This is a genomic window from Streptomyces panacea, from assembly GCF_040560175.1.
Taxonomy (GTDB): Bacteria; Actinomycetota; Actinomycetes; order Streptomycetales; family Streptomycetaceae; genus Streptomyces; species Streptomyces panacea.
This window is the reverse complement of the sequence record NZ_JARJHW010000067.1, coordinates 14,751-34,849: the sequence shown is the minus strand read 5'-3', so window position 1 is coordinate 34,849 and position 20,099 is coordinate 14,751. Positions and strand designations below refer to the sequence as shown.

The window sequence follows — 20,099 nt, the reverse complement described above, 5'->3', positions numbered from 1 at the left end:
GGGCAACGCCTCACCGGCCAGGGCCTCTTCGAGGTCGTCGGTGCCGCGCAGGCCGGCCGCCGTGCGGGTACGGGTCTGGTGCAGGAAGCGCGGCTCGGCGAAGGCGGCCAACGCCTCGCGTACCTCGGGCAGATGGGGGTGCTCCGCGTGCAGCGCGGCGGAGAGCTGGGCCTTGGGGATGGTGACGCCGGCGTCGGCGAGGGCCCCCAGCGCGGTGACCGGGTCCTCGAAGGAGGTGGCGAGATGGCAGGTGTCCACGCAGATGCCGATACGGGCGCTGGCGACGTCGGTGAGCGGTCCGATCGCGTCGGCGGTGGTCTCGACGGTGCAGCCGGGCTCGGGTTCCAGCGCGATCCGGATGGACTTGCCGGTCAACTCCTCCAGCGCGTCGAGCCGTTCGGCGAGGGTGGTGAGGGCGGCGTGGGCGGTGCGGGCCGCGTCGTCGTCGAAGTCGGTGCGCCAGGCGAGCGGCAGTGTCGAGACGGAGCCCTCGGTGACATCGTCGGGCAGCAGCGAGGCGAGGAGGCGGGCGAGGTCGGTGGTGTGGGCCAGGCGCTCGGGGTCGGCCCAGTCCGGCTTGTAGACGCGGTACTTGACCTCTTCGGCGCCGAAGCCCTCGTACGGGAATCCGTTGAGGGTGACGACCTCCAGGCCGCGCCGGTCCAACTCGCTTTTCAGACCGCGCAGTTGGGCGGGGTCGTTGATGAGTGAGCGGGCCGCTCCCCTGGCGAGCCAGAGGCCGATGCCCAGGCGGTCGCGGCCGAGGCGTTTGCGTACCGGCTCGCAGTGGTCGCGCAGTTGGGCCAGGACGCCTTCGAGGTTCTCGGCGGGGTGGACGTTGGTGCAGTACGAGAGATGGACGGTGGAGCCGTCGGGGTGGCGGAAGCGCATGGCTCACTCACCGCCGCGAAGGATGGAGTTCCCCTCGTGGAGGGCTTCCGGCGCGGGCACGTCGAGCTGGAGTCTGCCGCTGAGGCCGTAGAACTCCACGGGGTTGCGCCAGAGCACCTTGTCGACGTCGTCCTCCGAGAAACCGGCGGCGAGCATGGCGTCGCCGACCTTCCGGGTCTTGAGCGGGTCGCTCTTGCCCCAGTCGGCGGCGGAGTTGACGAGGACGCGGTGGGTGCCGTGGGAGCGCAGCACGGAGACCATCCGGTCCTCGTCCATCTTGGTGTCGGGGTAGATGGAGAAGCCCAGCCAACTGCCCGACTCCGCCGCGTCCTTGACGGTCGTCTCGTTGAGGTGGTCGAGCAGGACGTGCTCGGGGTCGAGATTCGACTCGGCGACGACGTCGATGGTGCGGCGCAGACCGGTCAGCTTGTCGCGGTGCGGGGTGTGGACCATCGCGGGCAGCGCGTACTCGGCGGCCAGCTGGAGCTGGGTGGCGAGCGCGAAGTCCTCGGCGGGCGTCATGGAGTCGTAGCCGATCTCGCCGACGGCGACGACGCCGTCCTTGACGAGGTAGCGGGGCAGCTCCTCCAGGACGGGCGTACAGCGCGGGTCGTTCGCCTCTTTGGGGTTGAGGGCGAGCGTGCAGTGGTGCGCGATGCCGTACTGCGCGGCGCGGAACGGCTCCCAGCCGAGCAGCGCGTCGAAGTAGTCGTAGAAGCTGGCGGGCGACGTGCGGGGCTGGCCGAGCCAGAACGACGGCTCGACGAGCGCGCGGACTCCGGAGGCGTACATGGCCTGGTAGTCGTCCGTGGTGCGGGAGGTCATGTGGATGTGGGGGTCGAAGATGCGCATCAGGACTCCTCGCCGGTCATGTTCAGTACACGGTGCAGGTCTGGGGGGACCGACCGGCCCGCCGCGGTGCGCTCCGACGCGTAGTCGGCGAGCATCCGGGCGAGTTCGGCGTCACCGTGGGCGCGGCGTTCCGCGCCGGCGACGGCGGCGACGGGCACGCCGGTGAAGAGGCACTTCAGTACGGCGTGCCGCCAGGCGTGCGGGTCGAGATGGTCGGCGGCGTACGGGCCGACGGCCGCCTCGACGAGCCTGGTGTCGTTGGTGCGCAGGGCGTCCTCGACGAGCGGCAGGGCCTCGGGCCCGGGGACGCGGTGCGGCAGGGCCAGGAGTACGGCGCGGCGCTCGGCGGCGGCGCCCTGCTGGTAGAGGCGGGTGAGGGTGGCGACGTCGGGGGCGGCGCGCCGCAGGAGCAGGGTGCGGACGGCGTCGGCGTTCTCCTGGCCGCAGTGGCGGCCGGCGGCGGCGAAGCGCAGCTCCCACTTGGCGGCGGCAACGTTGTCGGTTTCCCCGCCCTCCGCGGACCCCGCGGACTCCGCCGACTCCGCCGCTTCGGCGAGTGCCTGGTCCAGCCAGGCGACCGCCTTCGCGTCGAGGTGTCCGTCGATCTCCTCGCGGTTCATGCCGATGCTCCCTTCGAGCGCAGGAAGCCCAGGGAGGTGCGGGCCATTTCGGGGCCGGCGTGCGAGTGGCGGGGCAACTCCACGACGGTCAGGCCCTGGTAGCCGGTGGCGTCGAGCGCGGCCAGGACGGGCGGGAAGTCGATCTCGCCCTCGCCGAACGGCAGATGCTCGTGCACGCCGCGCCGCATGTCCTCGATCTGTACGTGGCGCAGCCAGGGGCCCGCGTCGCGGACGCAGTCGGCGGGCGACGCCGCCTCCAGGCACTGGCAGTGGCCGATGTCGAGGGTGAGGCCGAGGGGCTCGGGGTCGCCGAGGAGCCCTCTGAGGTGGTGGAAGCCGGCGATGTCGGCGAGGAGATGGCCGGGTTCGGGCTCGATGGCGAGGGGGATACCGGCGGTCCGGGCGGCGTCGACGACCGGGGTGATCGACTCCTCCAGCCGCTTCCAGGCGGTGTCCGGGTCGGTGCCTGCGGGTGTGATGCCGCTGAAGCAGTGCACGGCGTGCGCGCCGAGGTCGGCGGCGACCCGCACGGCGGTGACGAGCAGCGCGGTGCGGGCGGCGCGGCCCTCGGGCTCGGAGTCCAGGAGGGTGGGCCCGTGCTTGCGTCGCGGGTCGAGCACGTAGCGGGCGCCGGTCTCGACGGTGACGCCGAGGCCGAGTTCCGTCAGCCGGGCGGCCACTTTTGCCGTGCGGGCGGCGAGTTCGGGGGCGAGCGGGTCGAGATGCATGTGGTCGAGGGTCAGCCCGACCCCGTCGTACCCGAGGTCGGCGAGCAGCCCGAGCGCGTCGTCCAGACGCAGATCGGTGAGCCCGTTGGTGCCGTATCCGTAGCGGATGGTCATGTCACACTCACCTTTTTCGCGAGCTTCCTGGCCAGCGGGACGAGCCCCATGACGGCGAGCCCGATCCCCGGAGCCCCACCGCGCGCCGCGAGGGCGGCCTGGAAGGGGATCATGGCCCGGATCCCCCCGCCGACGGCGCGCTGTGTGAGCTGTGGGGACGGATTGAGCGCGGCGTGCAGGAAGGGCGTCCCAGCGGTCACGACGAACGCCGCGGCGAGCGCGGGGGTGACGAGCCCCGGGGGCCCGGCGTCGGTACGAGCCAGGCCCACCAGTGCGCCGAGCGCCCCGGTGACGGCGAGCGCGGCCAGGGGGGCTCCGACGGACCCGCCGTACACCTCCCGGCGGGAGACGGTGGTGACGGCGAGGGTGTGTACGCCGAGGAGTGCGGCGGGCACGAGGGCGCCGCTCGGCACGGCCCGGAGTCCGGGCGCCGGGCCGGAGCCGGCCGCGGGTGCGGCGCTCCTGGAGGCCAGGGGCTCCATCGGGCCACCCGCCCGGATCGTCGTACGGCCCCGAAGGACCGATCCGCCCGACCGTCCGACGATCGAGGTCCGGCCGGAGGGGGTCGTGAAGTCGCCGGGCTGCGACGAGCCGTCGGCCCAGGCCGACAGCCGGGACAGCACATCTCGGCCCGCGGGCGGTGAGTACCGGGCTGTCGAGGCGGTGGCCTCGGTCGCCGTGCCGATGAGCCTGCTCGCCACGGTCTCGACCGGTGCCGTACGGCCCCGAGGGGCCGGTGCCGGCGGAGTCCGGCCGGCCGTGGAGCCGCCCGCCCAGGCCGACAGACGTGCCAGTACACCCCGCCGCGCGGGCGGCGTGGTGCGGCGGGACGTCGGGGTGGTGGCCTCCATCGCCTGGCGGGCCGCCGCCAGGGTCCGGCCGGCCTTCGAGGCGCGCGGTGGCGGGGGCGCCGGGGCCCGGCGGGACGCCGAGTGCGTCGCCGTCGCCCCCAGCAGGACGTCCAGCGCGCGCGCCGCGCCCATCGCCGCCGGGCCCGCCGCCGTGTGCTTCAGACGGATGTCGTACGCCCACACGGTGGCCGCGAGCGCCGTGCTCAGGGCCAGGGCCGGGCGGCCGGCGCGGGAGGCGAGCAGGAGGCCGGTGGCCGTCAGGGCGCCGGCCGCCGTGAGCGCCGCGTTCGGGGTGATGCGGCCCGAGGGGATCGGGCGGTGCGGGCGCTCCACGGCGTCCTCGTCGCGGTCCGCCCAGTCGTTGAGCGCCATCCCCGCCTCGTACAGGCACAGGGACGCGCCGACGGCGAGCGCGGTGCCGCGGTTGGGGCGGACTCCGGCGGACGCCGCACCGGCCAGGGCGTCGCCCGGGACCGTGAACAGCGCGGACACCCGCAGGAGTTCGGCCCAGGCGCGCAGGCCCTGTCCGGTGGATCCGCGTGGATCAGCCCGGGGCGGCTGGTGCGGTGCGTCGCGAGGCGGAGGATCGGGCTCGTACTGGACGTACTTGCCCGACTCCGACTCCGACAACGCGGCGAGGCGCCGTGCCAGGCGTCCCGGGCCCACGGAGATCCACCGGACAGGGCCGAGCGTCACTTGCTCTCCTTCAGGCGCTCGGCGAAGGCGAGGAGCGCGTCGAACTGCTCGGCCAGCGCGGCGGGCCCGCCGTCCGGGTCCTTGAAGTAGAAGCCCAGCTCGGGCAGCGGCCCGGTCAGTCCGGCCTCGTGGGCGCGGGAGACCAGTCGGGCCAGGTCCAGGACGAGCGGCGCGGCGAGCGCCGAGTCGCAGCCCTGCCAGATGGTTTGAAGGATCATGCGGGAGCCGAGGAACCCGTCGAACGCGATGTGGTCCCACGCGGTCTTCCACTCGCCGAGGGCGGGCACGTCGTCGATGTGCACCTCGCCCTCGGGCGCGATCCCGAGCGTGTCGGCGAGGACCCGCTCCTTGCCCGCGTTCTTGGCGGCCGCGGCCGCCGGGTCGGCCAGCGCCGCTCCGTCCCCGCCGCCCAGCAGGTTGGTGCCCGACCAGGCCCTGACGTCGAGGGCGCGCTGGACGAACATCGGGGCGAGCACGGAACGGAGCAGCGTCTGGCCTGTCTTGCCGTCGCGGCCCGCGTGGGGAAGTCCGCTGGTCGAGACGGCGTCCGCGAGGGCCGCGCTGCGCAGCCCGGTCGACGGGGTGAAGTTCACGTACGGGCAGCCGGCCTTGAGCGCGGCCGCCGCGTAGAGGGAGCTGGCGGGCAGGCGCGGATCGTCCGCGGCGGGCTCGGGCTCGGTGGAGGAGAGGTTGACGACGACGGCGCGCGCGACGCCGGTGCGCCGGACGAACGCCATGATGTCGTCGGCGAACGCGGCGATCAGCTCGTCGTCGTCGCGGGTGTCGCCGGGCATCGGCCCGCCGAGGCGGATCTCCGCGTCGGCCGCTTCGAGTTCCGCGGCGATCGTGTTGGGCAGTCCGTGCGGCAGGACTCCCGCCGCGGTGAGCGCCTCGGCCCGCTTGGGCAGGGGGCAGCTCGCCGTGTCGTGGCCGCCGAAGACCAGTGTGGACAGGGCCGGGAGGCCCGACTCCGCGAAGGGCGGCGTCTCCGCGACCATGCCGGTCGCGGGGTGGAGCCCGGCGACGACCGCCGCGCATCCCGCTACGGCCGTCGTCGCGACGGAGCCGCGTGCTCCGACGAACCAGACTCCGGTACGTCCTGCAGTCGAATCGTTGGTGGTCACGGGCTGCCTCCCTGCCGGGTGGGTGTGTTGGTGGACGGCGGGCGGGGGGTACGGCGCCTCCCCGCCCGCCGCCGGCTGGCGGCCGGCCTCCTGGTGGGTACCAGGAGGCCGGGTGGTCCTCCGAGGTGCTAGGAGGCCAGTTCCTTCAGTTGGATGTTGCGGAACGCGACCTGATCGTCGGCGCCATGGTTCTGGAGGCCGAAGTAACCGTCCTTCAGGCTGCGCGCCGGGTCCGTGTTGGTGAAGTCGTTGATCTTGACTCCGTTGAGGATGACCTGGACCCGCTCACCCTGGACCTTGATCTCGTAGCTGTTCCACTGGCCCGGAGGCCGCAGAACCTGGTCCCTGGCCTTGATGTTGGCCGACTTGAAGCCGTAGATCGCGCCCGTGGTGCGGTCCACCGCGTCGGTGGCGTCGATCTGGATCTCGTAGCCGTTGTTGACGGCCGACCAGGGATCGTCGGAGGCCGGGAAGCCGATGAAGACACCGGAGTTGTCGTCCCCGTCCATCTTCCAGTCCATCTTCAGCGAGTACGCGCCGAGCGACTTGGGCTGGTACCAGAGCATGCCCATGCCGCCCTCGGTGTGCAGCTCGCCGCCACCGATGTTGAACTTGCCCGGTCCGGCCTGCTTCCAGCCTTCCAGGGTCTTGCCGTTGAAGATGTCCCGGTAGCCGGTGTCGGGCTTGCAGTTGGCCTTCACCTGGCCGGCCGCGTAGCGCAGACCGCCCAGCAGGTGCTCACGGAAGGCCGGTTCGGCGTACGACGCCTTGGTGTGGCCGCCGCCGGTGTAGAAGGACCGGCCGCCCTCGTACGTCTGGCACCAGGCGATCGGGTGATCGCCCTTCATGGTGCCGCCCTGGTAGGTCGTCTCGTCGAGGGTGGCGAGGACCTTCACGTTCGAGCGGGGGTTGTCACGGTAGTTGTACCACTCGTCCGTGCGCTGCCACTCGTCGTCCAGGTGACCGGTCGCCGGGTGGGCCTTGTCCTCGACCCGCACGGTGGCCTGCTGGATCTGCGGGTGACCGGAGAAGTAGGCGCCGACGAGCTTGCCGTAGTAGGCCCAGTCGTACTCGGTGTCCGACGCGGCGTGCACGCCCATGTAGGCGCCGCCGGTGGAGATGTAGTACTCGAAGGCCTTCTGCTGCTCGGGGTTGAGGACGTCACCGGTGGTGGACAGGAAGACCACCGCGTCGTACCGGGCGAGGTTGTTGGTGGTGAACTGCGCCGCGGTCTCGGTGGAGTCGATCGTGATGTTGCTGGTCTTGCCCAGTTCCTTCAGGGCCGCGATCCCCTCCGGGATCGCGTCGTGCCGGAATCCGGCGGTCTTGGAGAAGACGAGGACCCGCTTCTCGGTCTTGCCGGGGGCCTGGTCGCTGATCTCGAAGTCGTCGAGGTCGAAGAGGTCGCCCTGACCGCCCTTGAAGACGAGGAACAGCTCCGTGGTGGCCGTGGGCACCGAGCGCAGCGGCACGTCGATGTCCTGGAAGGTCTCCCAGCCACCGGTCACCGGTATCGGCGCGGAGCCGAGGAGCTTGCCGGTGGCGGAGCCCGTACGTACTTCGAGGAATCCGCCCGAGCCGCCGGAGGAGATCCGGGCGGTGAGGGTCTTGGATCCGGTTAGGTTGTACGGCTTGAAGGAGATCCAGTCGTCGTTGCTGATGTCACCGACGGTCTTGCCGCCGTTGGCCGGGGCCTTGTCGTACGTCTTGATGCCCGACTGGTTGTTGAAGTGCTCGGCCTGCCGGTGGCGGGGCTGGAGCTGCACCTGGTCGTGCGTGGTGAGCGCGGCCTGGCCGCCGCCTCCGCCGTCGGTGTATTCGGCGTCCAGGACACCGAAGATGTCGGCGTTGGGGTCGTGCTCGCCGTCCGCCGGGGCGGTGATGGTGCCTTCGCAGCCCTTGGCCGAGGTGATCGGGTGGCCGTGGCTGTCGTGGCCGAGGATGTAGTTGACGGTGACCTTGGCGCAGTCGATCGGACCGTCTTCGGGGTCGGTGACGGTGACCTTGAAGGGCAGCTTGTCACCGAACTTGAAGAGGGCTCCGTCGGCGGGCACGGTGAGCGTCACCTTGGGCGCGGTGTTGCCGACCACGACCCGGACGGAGGAGTTACCGGTGTTCCCGTCGGGGTCCGTGGCGGTCAGCGTCGCGGTGTAGGTGCCGTTCTTCTTGTACACGTAGCTCGGGTTGGGCTCGGTGGACTTGCCACCGTCGCCGAAGTCCCAGGCGTAGGTGATCTCGTCACCGTCGGGGTCCGCGGTGCCGGCGGAGGAGAAGTTCGCCCGCAGCGGCGCCTTGCCGGACGTCTTGCTGGAGGTGGCCTTGACCACCGGGGCCCGGCCGTTGGCTATGTTCTCGATCCGGTAGACGGCCGAGTTCTCGTCGCCGCCGAACCAGGCGCGGCCGTAGTCGAGCACGTAGAGCGCGCCGTCGGGGCCGAACTCCATGTCCATCACCTGGGTGCCGGTCCACGGGAAGTCGTGGATCGCGGTGACGGTGCCGTCCGCTTCCTTCTCGATGCGCTTGATCCACTCACGCCCGAACTCGCCGGCGAAGAAGTCGCCGTCGTACTCCTCGGGGAACTTCGCCGCGGACTCCAGGTCCGGGTCGAAGTTGTAGACCGGGCCGCCCATCGGGGACTCGGAGCCGTCGCCGAACTCCGGGACGCTGTTCCCGTCGTACGGGATCCAGGCGGCCTGGGACGGCGGCAGGTCGGTGAGACCGGTGTTGTGCCGCGACTCGTTCTTCGGCGCCGCGCAGTCGAAGGCCGGGCCGGAGGTGCCGGTCGCGAAGTCGTAGTCGCGGTAGGCGTCGTTGTCGCCGGTGCAGTACGGCCAGCCGAAGTTGCCGGCCTCCGTCATACGGGCGAACTCGACCTGGCCGGACGGGCCGCGGGTCTCGGACGCCGCGCCCGCGTCGGGGCCGTACTCACCGACGTAGACGATGCCGGTCTTCTGGTCGACGTTGATCCGGAAGGGGTTACGGAAACCCATCCCGTAGATCTCGGGGCGCGTCTTGGCCGTGCCGGGGGCGAAGAGATTGCCCTCGGGAACGGTGTACGAGCCGTCCTCGGCGACCTTGATCCGCAGGACCTTGCCCCGCAGGTCGTTGGTGTTGCCGGAGGTGCGCCGGGCGTCGAAGGCCGGGTTGCGGTTGGGGCGTTCGTCGATCGGCGTGTAGCCGTCGGAGGCGAAGGGGTTGGTGTCGTCACCCGTCGACAGGTAGAGGTTGCCGTCCGCGTCGAAGGCGATGTCGCCGCCGACATGGCAGCACAGGCCGCGGTTGGTCTCGATGTCGAGGACCTTCTTCTCGCTGGCCTTGTCGAGGGTGCCGTCCTCCTTCAGCGTGAAGCGCGAGAGCCGGTTGTACCCGTCGAAGGGGGCGAAGTCGGCAGCCGTGCCCGTCTCGGGCGCGTCTCCGGCGGGGGTGTCGAGCACCGGGGAGTAGTAGAGGTAGATCGCCCGGTTCTCGGCGAAGTCGGGGTCGATCCCGACGCCTTGGAGGCCTTCCTCGTCGTGGGTGTACACGTCGAGCTTGCCCGCGACCTTGGTGTCGCCTGCGGCGTCGGTGATGCGGAGCGTTCCGTCGCGCGAGGTGTGCAGGACCTGGCGGTCGGGCAGGACGGCGAGCGACATGGGCTCGCCCACCTCGTCGGCGCCCTTGGCGAGGGCGACCTGCTGGAACATGTCGTCCGTCGGGTGCGGATCGTCCGGGTGCGCGGCGGCGGGGACGGCGGAGATGGTGCCGGCGATGAGGGCGCCGGCCACGAGCGCGAGGAGGGATCTGGATCTATGGCGTCTTCTGGGCACGAAAGTCCTCCAGGGGTGGGGCTGTTCGTACGTGCGGGTGTCGGGGGACGCCGAAGCGCCGCTCCCGACGGGGTGGGGATACGTCCTGTGCGAGCAACGTGGCCCCTACATCTCGCTGGACGTTAGCCCGGTTGGTCCCTGCCGGAAAGACCTTGCGCAGCAATTGGGTTCAACTTTTTCCCAGTTGAGGACAAAGGCAGAAATGGCAGACCGGACGGCCCGGCGGTGGTTTCTGACCACCGCCGGGCACGTCCCTGTCACCGCACCGTGCCGACTACGTAGGGCCCTCCTTGAGCTGGATGTTCGAGAAGGAGACCTGGTCGTCGGCGCCGTGGTTCTGGAGGCCGATGTGCCCGTCCTTCAGACCCCGGGCCGGGTCGGTGTTGGTGAAGTCGTTGATCACGACCCCGTTGAGGAAGACCTGGAGCCGCTCTCCCTCGACCTTGAGCTCGTAGCTGTTCCACTCGCCCGGCGGCTTGAGCGCCTTGTCCCTGGCCTCGATGTCGGCGGCCTGGAATCCGTACACCGATCCCGTGGTGCGGTCGTCGGCGTCGGTGGCGTCGATCTGGACCTCGTAGCCGTTGTCCACGGCCGAGTTGACGTCGTCGGAGGCCGGGAAGCCCACGAAGACACCGGAGTTGTCGTCGCCTTCCATCTTCCAGTCGAGCTTGAGCGAGTACGAGGAGAGTTCCTTGGCCTCGTACCAGAGCAGGCCCATGCCGCCCTCGGAGCGCAGCTCACCGTCGACGACCGCGAACTTGCCCGGCCCGGCCTGTTTCCAGCCGTCCAGCGTCCTGCCGTCGAAGATCGGCGTGTATCCGGGGTCGGGGTCCGGGTCGGGGTCCGGGCCGCCGGCCGGGGTGCAGTCGGCCTCGACGTGCCCGGTGGCGTACCTCAGTCCGCCGAGCAGATGGTCGCGGAAGGCCGGTTCGGCGTACGACTCCTTGGTGTGGCCGCCCCCGGTGTAGAAGGACCGGCCGCCCTCGTACGTCTGGCACCAGGCGATCGGGTGATCGCCGCCCATGGTGCCGCCCTCGTAGCTCGACTCGTCCAGGGAGGCGAGTACGCGGGCCTGTTCACGGGGGTTGGTGCGGTAGTTGTACCACTCGTCCGTACGGTCCCAGGTGTCCTGAAGATGGGCCGTGGCCGGGTGCTCGTGGTCCTCGACCTTCACGGTGGCGGGCTGGATGGCCGGGTGGGAGTCGAAGTAGGCCCCCACCAGGCCGCCGTAGAACTCCCACTCGTACTCGGTGTCGGCTGCGGCATGGATGCCCAGGTAGCCGCCTCCCCCGGCGACGTACTCCTCGAACGCCGTCTGCTGCTCGGCGTTCAGCACGTCACCGGTGGTGGAGAGGAACGCCACCGCGTCGTAGTTCGCGAGGTTCGGCGCCGTGAACGCGCCCGCGTCCTCCGTGGACTCGACCGTGATGCCGGTGGACTCCCCCAGCTCCTTCAGGGCCGCTGTACCGGCCTCGATGGAGTCGTGCCGGAAGCCCGCGGTCTTGGAGAAGACCAGGACACGCTCGCCCGCCTCGACGGGTGACTCCCCGGCGATCTCGAAGTCGTCCACCTCGAAGAGGTCGCCCTCGCCGCCCTTGAACGTCAGGACGAGATCGGTCGTCTCCGCCGGTGCGCCGGTCAGTGCCACCTCGACGTCCTCGAACGTCGTCCAGCCGCCGGTGTCGGGCACCTCGGCGGAGCCGAGCACCTTGCCGTCGGCCGCGCCCGCCCGCACCTCCAGGGTGCCGCCGGCGCCGCCGGAGGAGACCCGGGCGGTGAGCTTGGACGCGCCCGCCAGGTAGTACGGCTCGAAGGAGATCCAGTCGCCGTTCGAGATGCCGCCGACGGTCCTGCCGCCGTTGGCGCCCTCGCGGTCGGTCACGGTGGTGCCGGACGAGTCGTTGGCGTGCTCCGCCTGACGGTGCCTCGGCTGGATCTCGGACTGGCCGTGACCGGTGAGCGCGGCCTGGCCGCCGCCCCCGCCGTCGGTGTACTCGGCGTCGATCACTCCGAAGATATTGGCGTTGGGATCGTGTTCGGCGTCGGCGGGCGCCGTGATGGTGCCCTCGCAGCCGGTCTTCGAGGTGATCGGGTGGCCGTGGCTGTCATGGCCGAGGATGTAGCGGACGGTGACCTTGGAGCAGTCGATGTCCTCCCCGTCCTCCGGATCGGTCACGGTGACCTTGAACGGCAGTTCGTCGCCGAATTTGAAGAGCGTGCCCGGTGCGGGCAGTTCGAGCTTCACGACCGGCGCGGTGTTGCCGACGACCACCTGCACCGACGCGGTGCCGGTGAGTCCTCCGGGGTCCTTCGCGGTGACGGTCGCCGAGTAGGTGCCGTTCTCCTCGAAGGTGTGGGTCGGGTTCGCCTCGGTGGAGGTTCCGCCGTCGCCGAACTCCCAGGCGTACGTCAGCTCGTCACCGTCCGCGTCCTCGGTGCCCTCCGAGGAGAAGGCCACCTCCAGCGGTCCGGTGCCGGACGTCCGGTCCGCCTTGGCGACGGCGACCGGCGAGTATCCCCCGGTGGCGTTCTCGATGCGGTAGAGCGCCGAGTTCTCGTCGCCGCCGAAGTAGCCGGTGCCGTAGTCCAGGACGTAGAGCGCGCCGTCGGGGCCGAACTCCTGGTCCATGACCTGGGTACCGGACCAGGGGAAGTCGTTGATCGAGTCGACCGTGCCGTCGGCGCCCTGGTCGATGCGCTTGATCCACTTGCGGCCGAACTCGCCCGCGAAGAAGTTCCCGTCGTACTCCTCGGGGAACTTGACCGGCGAGTCGAGGTCCGCGTCGAAGTTGTAGACGGGACCGCCCATCGGGGACTCGGAGCCGTCGCCGAACTCCGGGACGCTGTTCCCGTCGTACGGGATCCAGGCGGCCTGGGACGGCGGCAGTTCGGTGAGACCGGTGTTGTGCGGCGAGTCGTTCTTCGGCGCCGCGCAGTCGAAGGCCGCACCGGATTCGCCGGTGGCGAAGTCGTAGTCCTTGAAGGGCTCGTTGTCGCCGGTGCAGTACGGCCAGCCGAAGTTGCCCGCCTCGGTGACACGTGCGAACTCGACCTGTCCGGCCGGGCCGCGGTCCGGGTCGGCCGCGCCCGCGTCGGGACCGTAGTCACCGACGTAGACGACGCCCGTCTCCTTGTCGACGGAGATCCGGAACGGGTTGCGGAAGCCCATCGCGTAGATCTCGGGCTTCGTCTTCTCCGTGCCGGGGGCGAAGAGATTGCCCTCGGGGACGGTGTACGAACCGTCGTCGGCGACCTTGATACGCAGCACCTTGCCGCGCAGGTCGTTGGTGTTGCCCGAGGAACGCCGGGCGTCGAACGCCGGGTTGCGGTCGGGCCGGTCGTCGATCGGCGTGTAGCCGTCGGAGGCGAACGGGTTGGTGTCGTCACCCGTCGACAGATAGAGGTTGCCGTCCGCGTCGAAGGCGATGTCACCGCCGACATGGCAGCAGGTGCCACGGGAGGCGGGGACGTCGAGGACCTTCTTCTCGCTCGCCTTGTCGAGGGTGCCGTCCTCGTTCAGCGTGAAGCGCGAGAGCCGGTTGACCCCGTCGAAGGCGGCGAAGTCGGCGGCGGTGCCCGTCTCCGGCGCGTCGCCGGCGGGGGTGTCGAGTGTGGGCGCGTAGTAGAGGTAGATCGCCCGGTTCTGTGCGAAGCCGGGGTCCACGCCGACTCCTTGCAGTCCTTCCTCGTCGTGGCTGTAGACATCGAGGGTGCCGGACACCTTGGTGGCGCCGCCCTCGTCGGTGATACGCAGTGTGCCGTCGCGCGAGGTGTGCAGGACCTGACGGTCGGGCAGCACCGCCAGGGTCATGGGCTCGCCCGCTTCGTCGGCGCCCTTGGCCAGGGTCACCTGCTGAAACGTGGGGGCGGCGGCCTGTCTTCCGGGGTCGGCGGCGTTGGCAGGCACGGCGCTGAGGGTCGACCCCGCGAGCAGGGCGCCGGTCAGCAGTGCGAGAAGGGATCGGCCTCTGGGACGTCGTTGACTGTGCACGAGAGTCCTCCGGTAAAGCTGCGGTACGTGCGGGTCCGAGGAGAAAAGGAGCACTGCGCTCGCCTCGGGTGGGGGGATGGGGGGAGTGCTCGTCCAAGCACCCGTGGTCCCGCATCTGTTGCACTCGGTCCGCTGTCTCGCCGGGGCGCGCCGTCGCTCCGGTGATCAACATGTCCTGTACATCTCAGTGACCGTAACTCTGTTCGTCCGAGACGGAAAGCCCTTGCGCAGCGATGAAGTTCAACTTTTTCCCGCTTCAGGACAAAGGTCATCCGGGCATGCCGGACGGCCCGGCGGTGAACTTTCCACCGCCGGGCTCGTGTTGACCTTTTCTACTCGCCGCCGCCGAAGGCCGCGTCGAAGGAGGCGGTCGGCCGGTCGAAGTCGAAACGCTTCAGATCGGCGAGCGCCTCGGGTGCGCCGGAGAGCCGGTCCATACCGGCGTCCTCCCACTCCACCGAGATCGGGCCCTCGTAGTTGATCGCCCCCAGCATGCGGAAGACGTCCTCCCACGGCACGTCGCCGTGCCCGGCCGAGACGAAGTCCCAGCCGCGCCGCGGGTCGCCCCACGGCAGGTGCGAACCGAGCCTGCCGTTGCGGCCGTCGAGACGCTTGCGCGCCTCCTTGCAGTCGACGTGGTAGATCCGGTCCCGGAAGTCGTAGAGGAATCCGGTCGGGTCCAGGTCCTGCCAGACGAAGTGGCTCGGGTCGAAGTTCAGCCCGAACGCGGGCCGGTGGTCGACCGCTTCGAGCGCCTGCTTCGTCGTCCAGTAGTCGTACGCGATCTCGCCCGGGTGGACCTCGTGGGCGTAGCGCACTCCCTCGGTGTCGAAGACGTCGAGGATCGGGTTCCACCGCTCCGCGAAGTCCTCGTAACCGCGCTCGATCATGCCGGGCGGCACCGGCGGGAACATCGCCAGCAGATGCCAGATGGACGAACCGGTGAAGCCGATGACCGTGTTGACACCGAAGGCCGCCGCGGCGCGCGCGGTGTCCTTGATCTCGGCGGCGGCCCGCTGACGTACGCCCTCGGCCTCCCCGTCGCCCCAGATGCGGGCCGGCAGGATGTTCTTGTGGCGCTCGTCGATGATGCTGTCGCAGACCGCCTGGCTGACCAGGTGGTTGGAGATCGCCCAGCACTTGAGGCCGTACTTGTCGAGCAGCTGGTGGCGGCTCTCCAGATAGCCCGGGTCGGAGAGCGCCTTGTCGACCTCGAAGTGGTCGCCCCAGCAGGCCAGTTCCAGACCGTCGTAACCGAAGTCACGGGCGAGTCGGCAGACCTCTTCCAGGGGCAGATCGGCCCACTGGCCGGTGAACAGCGTGAACGGGCGTGGCATACGGACCTTCCTAGGACTCGATGGGGGACGGGACCGGCACAGGGGTGTAGATGGCGTTCTTCTCCGCGCTGTCCTCCACGGCGGCGAGGACCCGCTGCACCTGGAGACCGTCGGCGAAGGAGGGCGCGGGATCGGTTCCGGCGGCGATCGCCTCGATCAGATCCTTGGCCTGGTGCACGAACGTGTGCTCGTAGCCGAGCCCGTGGCCCGGCGGCCACCAGGCGTCCAGATACGGGTGCTCGGACTCGGTGACCAGGATCCGCCGGAAACCGGCGGTGACCGCGGGCTCCGACTGGTCGTGGAACGACAGCTCGTTGAGCCGCTCCAGGTCGAAGGCGAGCGAACCGCGCTCGCCGTTGATCTCCAGTCGCAGCGCGTTCTTGCGTCCCGCCGCCATCCGGGTCGCCTCGAAGGACGCCAGCGCCCCCGAGGCGAGGCGTCCCGTGAACAGCGCGGCGTCGTCCACGGTGACCGGGCCCGTCTCGGCGCCGCCGCTCGCGGAGAGACCGGCCGACGCCCCTGAGAGCAGCGGCCGTTCCCGTACGAACGTCTCGGTCATCGCCGAGACCCCCACCAGCGGCTCCCCCGCCAGGAACTGGGCGAGGTCCACGATGTGCGCGCCCAGGTCGCCGAGCGCCCCCGACCCCGCGTGCTCACGCTTGAGCCGCCAGGTGAGGGGGAACTCGGCGTCGACCAGCCAGTCCTGGAGGTAGGTGACCCGGACGTGCCGCAGCGCGCCGAGCCTCCCCTCCTCGATCAGCTTGCGGGCGTACGCGATGGCGGGCACCCGCCGGTAGTTGAAGCCCACCATGGCCAACTGGCCGCGGGACCTGGCCGCCTCGGCGGCCCTGACCATGGCCTCGGCCTCGGCGACCGAGTTGGCCAGCGGCTTCTCGCACAGGACGTGCTTGCCCGCCTCCAGCGCGGCGATGGCGATCTCCGCGTGGCTGTCCCCCGGCGTGCAGATGTCGACCACCTGCACGTCGTCACGCGCGATGAGCTCCCGCCAGTCCGTCTCCGCGGCGGCCCAGCCGAGTTTGTCGGCCGCCTTGGCGACGGCCGTCTCGTCCCGCCCGCAGATGGCGGCCATGTGCGGCCGCATCGGCAGATCGAAGACATGTCCCGCCGTGCGCCAGCCCTGGGAGTGGGCGGCACCCATGAACGAGTATCCGATCATGCCGATACCGAGTGGCGGCGGTGCGCCGGCTTCCTTCTCCGACGCTTCCCTGCTGGTCATAAGGGAGTACTCCTCGTCTCTCGCGCGTGTGGGGGCTCGGGCCCTGTCGTGTGGATCGGGCCCTGACTGGCGGAGCCGGTCAGCTGAATCCCTGGGGCAGGTACTCGTCGATGTTGGTCTTGTCGACGACCGCCGAGAACAGGGTCACCTGGGCCGGGATCTCCAGACCGGCCAGGCCGCTGACGCCCTTGCTCTGGCCCAGCGCACGGGCGAGGTCGATCGCCGACGAGGCCATGATCGGCGGGTACAGCACGGTCGCCTTCAGGACGCTGTTGTCGGCCTTGATGGCGTCCATCGCCGCCTTGGCACCGGCGCCGCCGACCATCAGGAAGCCGTCACGGCCGGCCTGGTCGATGGCGCGCAGCGCGCCGACGCCCTGGTCGTCGTCGTGGTTCCACAGGGCGTCGAACTTGGACTGCGCCTGGAGCAGCTGGGCCATCTTGGCCTGGCCGGACTCGACGGTGAAGTCGGCCGCCTGGCGGGCGACCTTCTTGATGTTCGGGTAGTTCTTGAGCGCGTCGTCGAAGCCCTGGGTGCGCTGCTTGGTCAGCTCCAGGCTGTCGGGGCCCGACAGTTCGATGACGGTGGCGTTGGCCTTGTCCTTCAGCTTCTCGCCGATGTAGTTGCCCGCGTTGACGCCCATGCCGTAGTTGTCACCGCCGACGTAGCAGCGGAAGGCCTGCGGGTCGGCGAAGATCCGGTCCAGGTTGATGACGGGGATGCCCGCGCGCATCGCCTTGAGACCGGCCTGGGTGAGGGCCTTGCCGTCGGCCGGCAGGATCACCAGGACGTCGACCTTCTTGTTGATCAGGGCGTCGATCTGGCCGATCTGGGCCGCGGTGTCGTTCGAGCCCTCGGTGATGTCGAGGGTGACGTCCGAGTACTTCTTCGCCTGGGCACGGGCGTTGTCGTTGATCGCGTTGAGCCAGCCGTGGTCGGCCTGGGGACCGGCGAAGCCGATCGTGACCGGCTTGCCGGGCTTGTCGTCGGCCGCCGGCTCGGTCTTCGCGGCGGGCTCGTCCTTCTCGTTGCTGGTACAGGCGGTCAGGAGGGCACCCGCGGAAATGGCGGCGGTGCCGAACAGCAGGCCTCTACGGCTCGTTTCTGGCATGACGGTTCGTCCCCTTCAGGAGAGCAATGTGAGCGGTGCGTCGGAAGCGGTGCTTCGGGAAGCGGTACGAGGTCGGGCCCCGGGTTGCGGGGTCAGGCCTCGCCGTTGCGCGCCGTGCGGCGCTGGACCAGTACGGCGGCGACGATGATCGCGCCCTTGGCGATCTGCTGGACGTCGCTCTGCAGGTTGTTGAGCGCGAAGATGTTGGTGATGGTGGTGAAGATCAGGACACCGAGCACGGAGCCGACGATCGTGCCGCGGCCACCGCTGAGCAGGGTGCCGCCGATGATCGCCGCCGCGATGGCGTCGAGCTCGTAGAGGTTTCCGTTCGTGTTCTGTCCGGAGCCGGAGAGCACGATCAGCATGAAGGCCGCGATACCGCAGCACAGTCCGGAGAACAGGTACAGATACAGCCGCTGCCTGCGGACGTCGATACCGGCGAGCCGGGTCGCCTCCGCGTTGCCGCCGACCGCGATCGTGCGGCGGCCGAAGGTCGTACGGTTCAGCAGCAGCCAGCCGACCACCGTCACCAGCGCGAAGATGATGACGAGCGGCGGGATCCCGAGGATGTACGAGTCCCGGGCGCCGAGGTCGAGCACCGACTTCAGGGTGACGATCTGCGTGTTGCCGTCGGTGATCTGGAGGGCCAGACCACGGGCGGACGCCATGATCGCGAGAGTCGCGATGAACGGCGCCATGCCGCCGTAGGCGATCAGCACACCGTTGACCAGGCCACAGGCCAGACCCACGATGATCGCGGTGAACAGGATGCCGGCGAAGCCGTACTCCTGGGTCGCCAGCGTCGTCGCCCACACCGAGGCCAGGGCCACGATCGCGCCGACCGACAGGTCGATACCGCCGCTGGTGATGACGAAGGTCATACCGACGGTGACGACACCGATGATCGACGCCTGGGTCAGGACCAGTTGAAGGTTGCTGGTGTCCAGGAACTGTTCGGGCTTGGTGATACCGCCGACGACTATCAGGGCGGCGAGCACGCCGAGCAGCGAGAGGGTACGGAAATCGAGACGCAGCCCGAGCGGCGGCCGTCCCCCGGAGCCTCCCGGTGTCTTCCCGGCGGGCTTGGTCAGCGGTACGGGTACGGCGTCGGCGGCGGGGGCCGCGTCGGGCCCGCCCTGTCGCGCCTCAGAGGCAGGCTGTTTCATGGCGTCGGACTCCCTTCCATCACAAGGTCGAGTACACGGTGCTCGTCCAGCTCCTGGGCCGGTGACGTATGGACGACACGGCCCTCCCGGAGCACCAGCACCCGGTCGGCGAGGCCAAGGACCTCGGGGACCTCGCTGGAGACGAGAAGTACGGCTAGGCCGTCGTCGGCCAGCCGGCGGATCACGGAGTAGAGCTCGGCCCGGGCGCCGACGTCCACACCGCGGGTGGGCTCGTCGAGGAGCAGCACCCGGCAGCCGCGGAGCAGCCAGCGGGCGAGGACCGCCTTCTGCTGGTTGCCGCCGGACAGGGTGCGGATGATCGCGTCGGGGTTGTCGGGGCGCAGGGACAGTTCCTGGGTCGCCGCCCTGGCGGCCTTGCGCTCGGCGGCGCTGTCCAGCCAGCCGGCGCGGGAGAACCGGGACATGGACGACACGGACACGTTGCGGGTGACCGACTGGATGAGCAGCAGGGCCTGGGCCTTGCGCTCCTCGGGCGCCAGGCCGAGTCCGGCGCGTACGGCGGCGCGGACGCTGCCGGGCTTCAGCTCCTTGCCGTCGACCAGGACCCGGCCGCCGGTGGGCTTGCGGGCGCCGAAGATGGTCTCCAGGATCTCGGAGCGCCCCGAGCCGACCAGACCCGCGAGGCCGACGATCTCGCCGGGCCGCAGTTCGAGGTCGACGGGTTCGAACTCCCCTTCCCTGGTCAGGCCTTCGGTCCGCAGCACTGGCTCGCCGCGCGGGGCGTCCGCGAGCGCCGGGCGGTCGGGGAAGACGTACGCGACCTCGCGGCCGGTCATCAGGGAGACGACGTCGCTGGTGGGGGTCTCCTTCGCGGGCAGACCCACGGCGACGGTGCGGCCGTCCTTGATGACGGTCACGCGGTCGCCGATCCGGCGGATCTCCTCCAGACGGTGGGAGATGTAGATGACGGCGACACCGTCGGCGGTGAGGGTGTCGACGATACGGAAGAGGTTGTCGACCTCGTCCGGGTCGAGCGCGGCCGACGGCTCGTCCATCACGATGAGACGTACCTCGTGGGAGAGCGCGCGGGCCATGGAGACGATCTGCTGGTGCGCGGCGGAGAGTTCACCGACCTGCCGGCCCGCGGGGATCTCGGGGTGGCCGAGCCTGGCGAGCAGCGAGGTGGCGGCGGTCCTGGCCTCGCCACCCTTGACGATGAAGCCGGCGGAGGTCGGCTCGTGACCGAGGAAGATGTTCTCGGCGACCGACAGGCCCTCGACCAGGTCGAGTTCCTGATAGATGGTCGCGATGCCGAGCTTCATCGCCGCGATGGGTGACTTGAGCTGGACCTCTTCGCCGCGCCAGGTGATGACACCGTCGTCGGGCTGGTGCGCGCCGGCGAGCACCTTGATGAGTGTGGACTTTCCGGCCCCGTTCTGGCCGAGCAGACAGTGGACTTCGCCTGCCTGGACCTCCAGGTCCACGCCGTCCAGGGCGCGGACGCCCGGGAACAGCTTGGTGATGCCGGACATGGTGAGCAGGTTGCCTTCGGGTGGTGCTGGTGCCATGGCGTATCCCCTCGGCGGATGCGGCCGGTGAGCGGGCGTGCGGGCG

General features: G+C 70.3%; 13 protein-coding genes. All 13 read right to left on the bottom strand.

Annotation, left to right across the window (positions count from 1 at the left end; translation table 11 throughout):
- On the bottom strand, window positions 1–891 hold an 891-nt coding region (gene eboE, locus P3L51_RS17900; protein WP_354606247.1), incomplete at its 3' end, for a metabolite traffic protein EboE.
- A gap of 3 nt (window positions 892–894) precedes the next feature.
- Entirely contained in the window at window positions 895–1,743 is an 849-nt protein-coding gene (locus P3L51_RS17895; RefSeq protein ID WP_354606246.1) for a TatD family hydrolase, read from the bottom strand.
- Entirely contained in the window at window positions 1,743–2,363 is a 621-nt protein-coding gene (locus P3L51_RS17890; RefSeq protein WP_354606245.1) for an EboA domain-containing protein, read from the bottom strand. Before P3L51_RS17890 ends, P3L51_RS17895 begins: the two co-directional genes overlap by 1 nt.
- Window positions 2,360–3,205 carry a sugar phosphate isomerase/epimerase family protein gene (locus tag P3L51_RS17885; protein WP_354606244.1) on the bottom strand — a complete coding sequence of 282 codons (846 nt, stop codon included), beginning with the start codon at window positions 3,203–3,205 and terminating at the stop codon, window positions 2,360–2,362. The genes P3L51_RS17890 and P3L51_RS17885 overlap by 4 nt, the downstream gene beginning before the upstream one ends.
- Window positions 3,202–4,752, bottom strand: a complete 1,551-nt coding sequence (locus P3L51_RS17880) for a UbiA family prenyltransferase (protein WP_354606243.1) — start codon at window positions 4,750–4,752, stop codon at window positions 3,202–3,204. The genes P3L51_RS17885 and P3L51_RS17880 overlap by 4 nt, the downstream gene beginning before the upstream one ends.
- A complete protein-coding gene (locus P3L51_RS17875; protein ID WP_354606242.1) occupies window positions 4,749–5,876 on the bottom strand; it encodes an inositol-3-phosphate synthase in 1,128 nt (375 codons plus the stop codon). The genes P3L51_RS17880 and P3L51_RS17875 overlap by 4 nt, the downstream gene beginning before the upstream one ends.
- A gap of 128 nt (window positions 5,877–6,004) precedes the next feature.
- The gene (locus tag P3L51_RS17870; protein ID WP_354606241.1) at window positions 6,005–9,682 is read right to left on the bottom strand and encodes a ThuA domain-containing protein; all 3,678 of its coding nucleotides are present in this window, start codon (window positions 9,680–9,682) and stop codon (window positions 6,005–6,007) included.
- Window positions 9,683–9,956: 274 nt separating this feature from the next.
- Window positions 9,957–13,673 (bottom strand): ThuA domain-containing protein, encoded by a 3,717-nt coding sequence (locus tag P3L51_RS17865; RefSeq protein WP_354606240.1) that lies wholly within the window; start codon window positions 13,671–13,673, stop codon window positions 9,957–9,959.
- Window positions 13,674–14,005: 332 nt separating this feature from the next.
- On the bottom strand, window positions 14,006–15,010 hold the full coding sequence (locus P3L51_RS17860; RefSeq protein ID WP_354606239.1) for a sugar phosphate isomerase/epimerase family protein: 1,005 nt from the start codon (window positions 15,008–15,010) through the stop codon (window positions 14,006–14,008).
- A 10-nt stretch (window positions 15,011–15,020) separates the two neighbouring features.
- Window positions 15,021–16,247, bottom strand: a complete 1,227-nt coding sequence (locus P3L51_RS17855; RefSeq protein WP_354606238.1) for a Gfo/Idh/MocA family protein — start codon at window positions 16,245–16,247, stop codon at window positions 15,021–15,023.
- 79 nt (window positions 16,248–16,326) lie between these two features.
- Window positions 16,327–17,358, bottom strand: coding sequence for a substrate-binding domain-containing protein (locus P3L51_RS17850; protein WP_354606237.1), 1,032 nt, complete (start codon window positions 17,356–17,358; stop codon window positions 16,327–16,329).
- A gap of 92 nt (window positions 17,359–17,450) precedes the next feature.
- Window positions 17,451–18,524: an ABC transporter permease gene (locus P3L51_RS17845; RefSeq protein WP_354606236.1), complete on the bottom strand. Its 1,074-nt coding sequence runs from the start codon at window positions 18,522–18,524 to the stop codon at window positions 17,451–17,453.
- Complete coding sequence (locus P3L51_RS17840) at window positions 18,521–20,053, bottom strand: sugar ABC transporter ATP-binding protein (RefSeq protein WP_354606235.1); 1,533 nt, start codon at window positions 20,051–20,053, stop codon at window positions 18,521–18,523. Before P3L51_RS17840 ends, P3L51_RS17845 begins: the two co-directional genes overlap by 4 nt.
- Between the last annotated feature and the right edge of the window lie 46 nt (window positions 20,054–20,099).

Excerpts from the sequence above, each read along its gene's own strand:
- P3L51_RS17895 (WP_354606246.1), bottom strand. The coding sequence starts at position 1,743 with ATGCGCATCTTCGACCCCCACATCCACATGACCTCCCGCACCACGGAC.
- P3L51_RS17890 (WP_354606245.1), bottom strand. The coding sequence starts at position 2,363 with ATGAACCGCGAGGAGATCGACGGACACCTCGACGCGAAGGCGGTCGCC.
- P3L51_RS17885 (WP_354606244.1), bottom strand. The coding sequence starts at position 3,205 with ATGACCATCCGCTACGGATACGGCACCAACGGGCTCACCGATCTGCGT.
- P3L51_RS17860 (WP_354606239.1), bottom strand. The coding sequence starts at position 15,010 with ATGCCACGCCCGTTCACGCTGTTCACCGGCCAGTGGGCCGATCTGCCC.
- P3L51_RS17855 (WP_354606238.1), bottom strand. The coding sequence starts at position 16,247 with ATGACCAGCAGGGAAGCGTCGGAGAAGGAAGCCGGCGCACCGCCGCCA.
- P3L51_RS17850 (WP_354606237.1), bottom strand. The coding sequence starts at position 17,358 with ATGCCAGAAACGAGCCGTAGAGGCCTGCTGTTCGGCACCGCCGCCATT.
- P3L51_RS17845 (WP_354606236.1), bottom strand. The coding sequence starts at position 18,524 with ATGAAACAGCCTGCCTCTGAGGCGCGACAGGGCGGGCCCGACGCGGCC.
- P3L51_RS17840 (WP_354606235.1), bottom strand. The coding sequence starts at position 20,053 with ATGGCACCAGCACCACCCGAAGGCAACCTGCTCACCATGTCCGGCATC.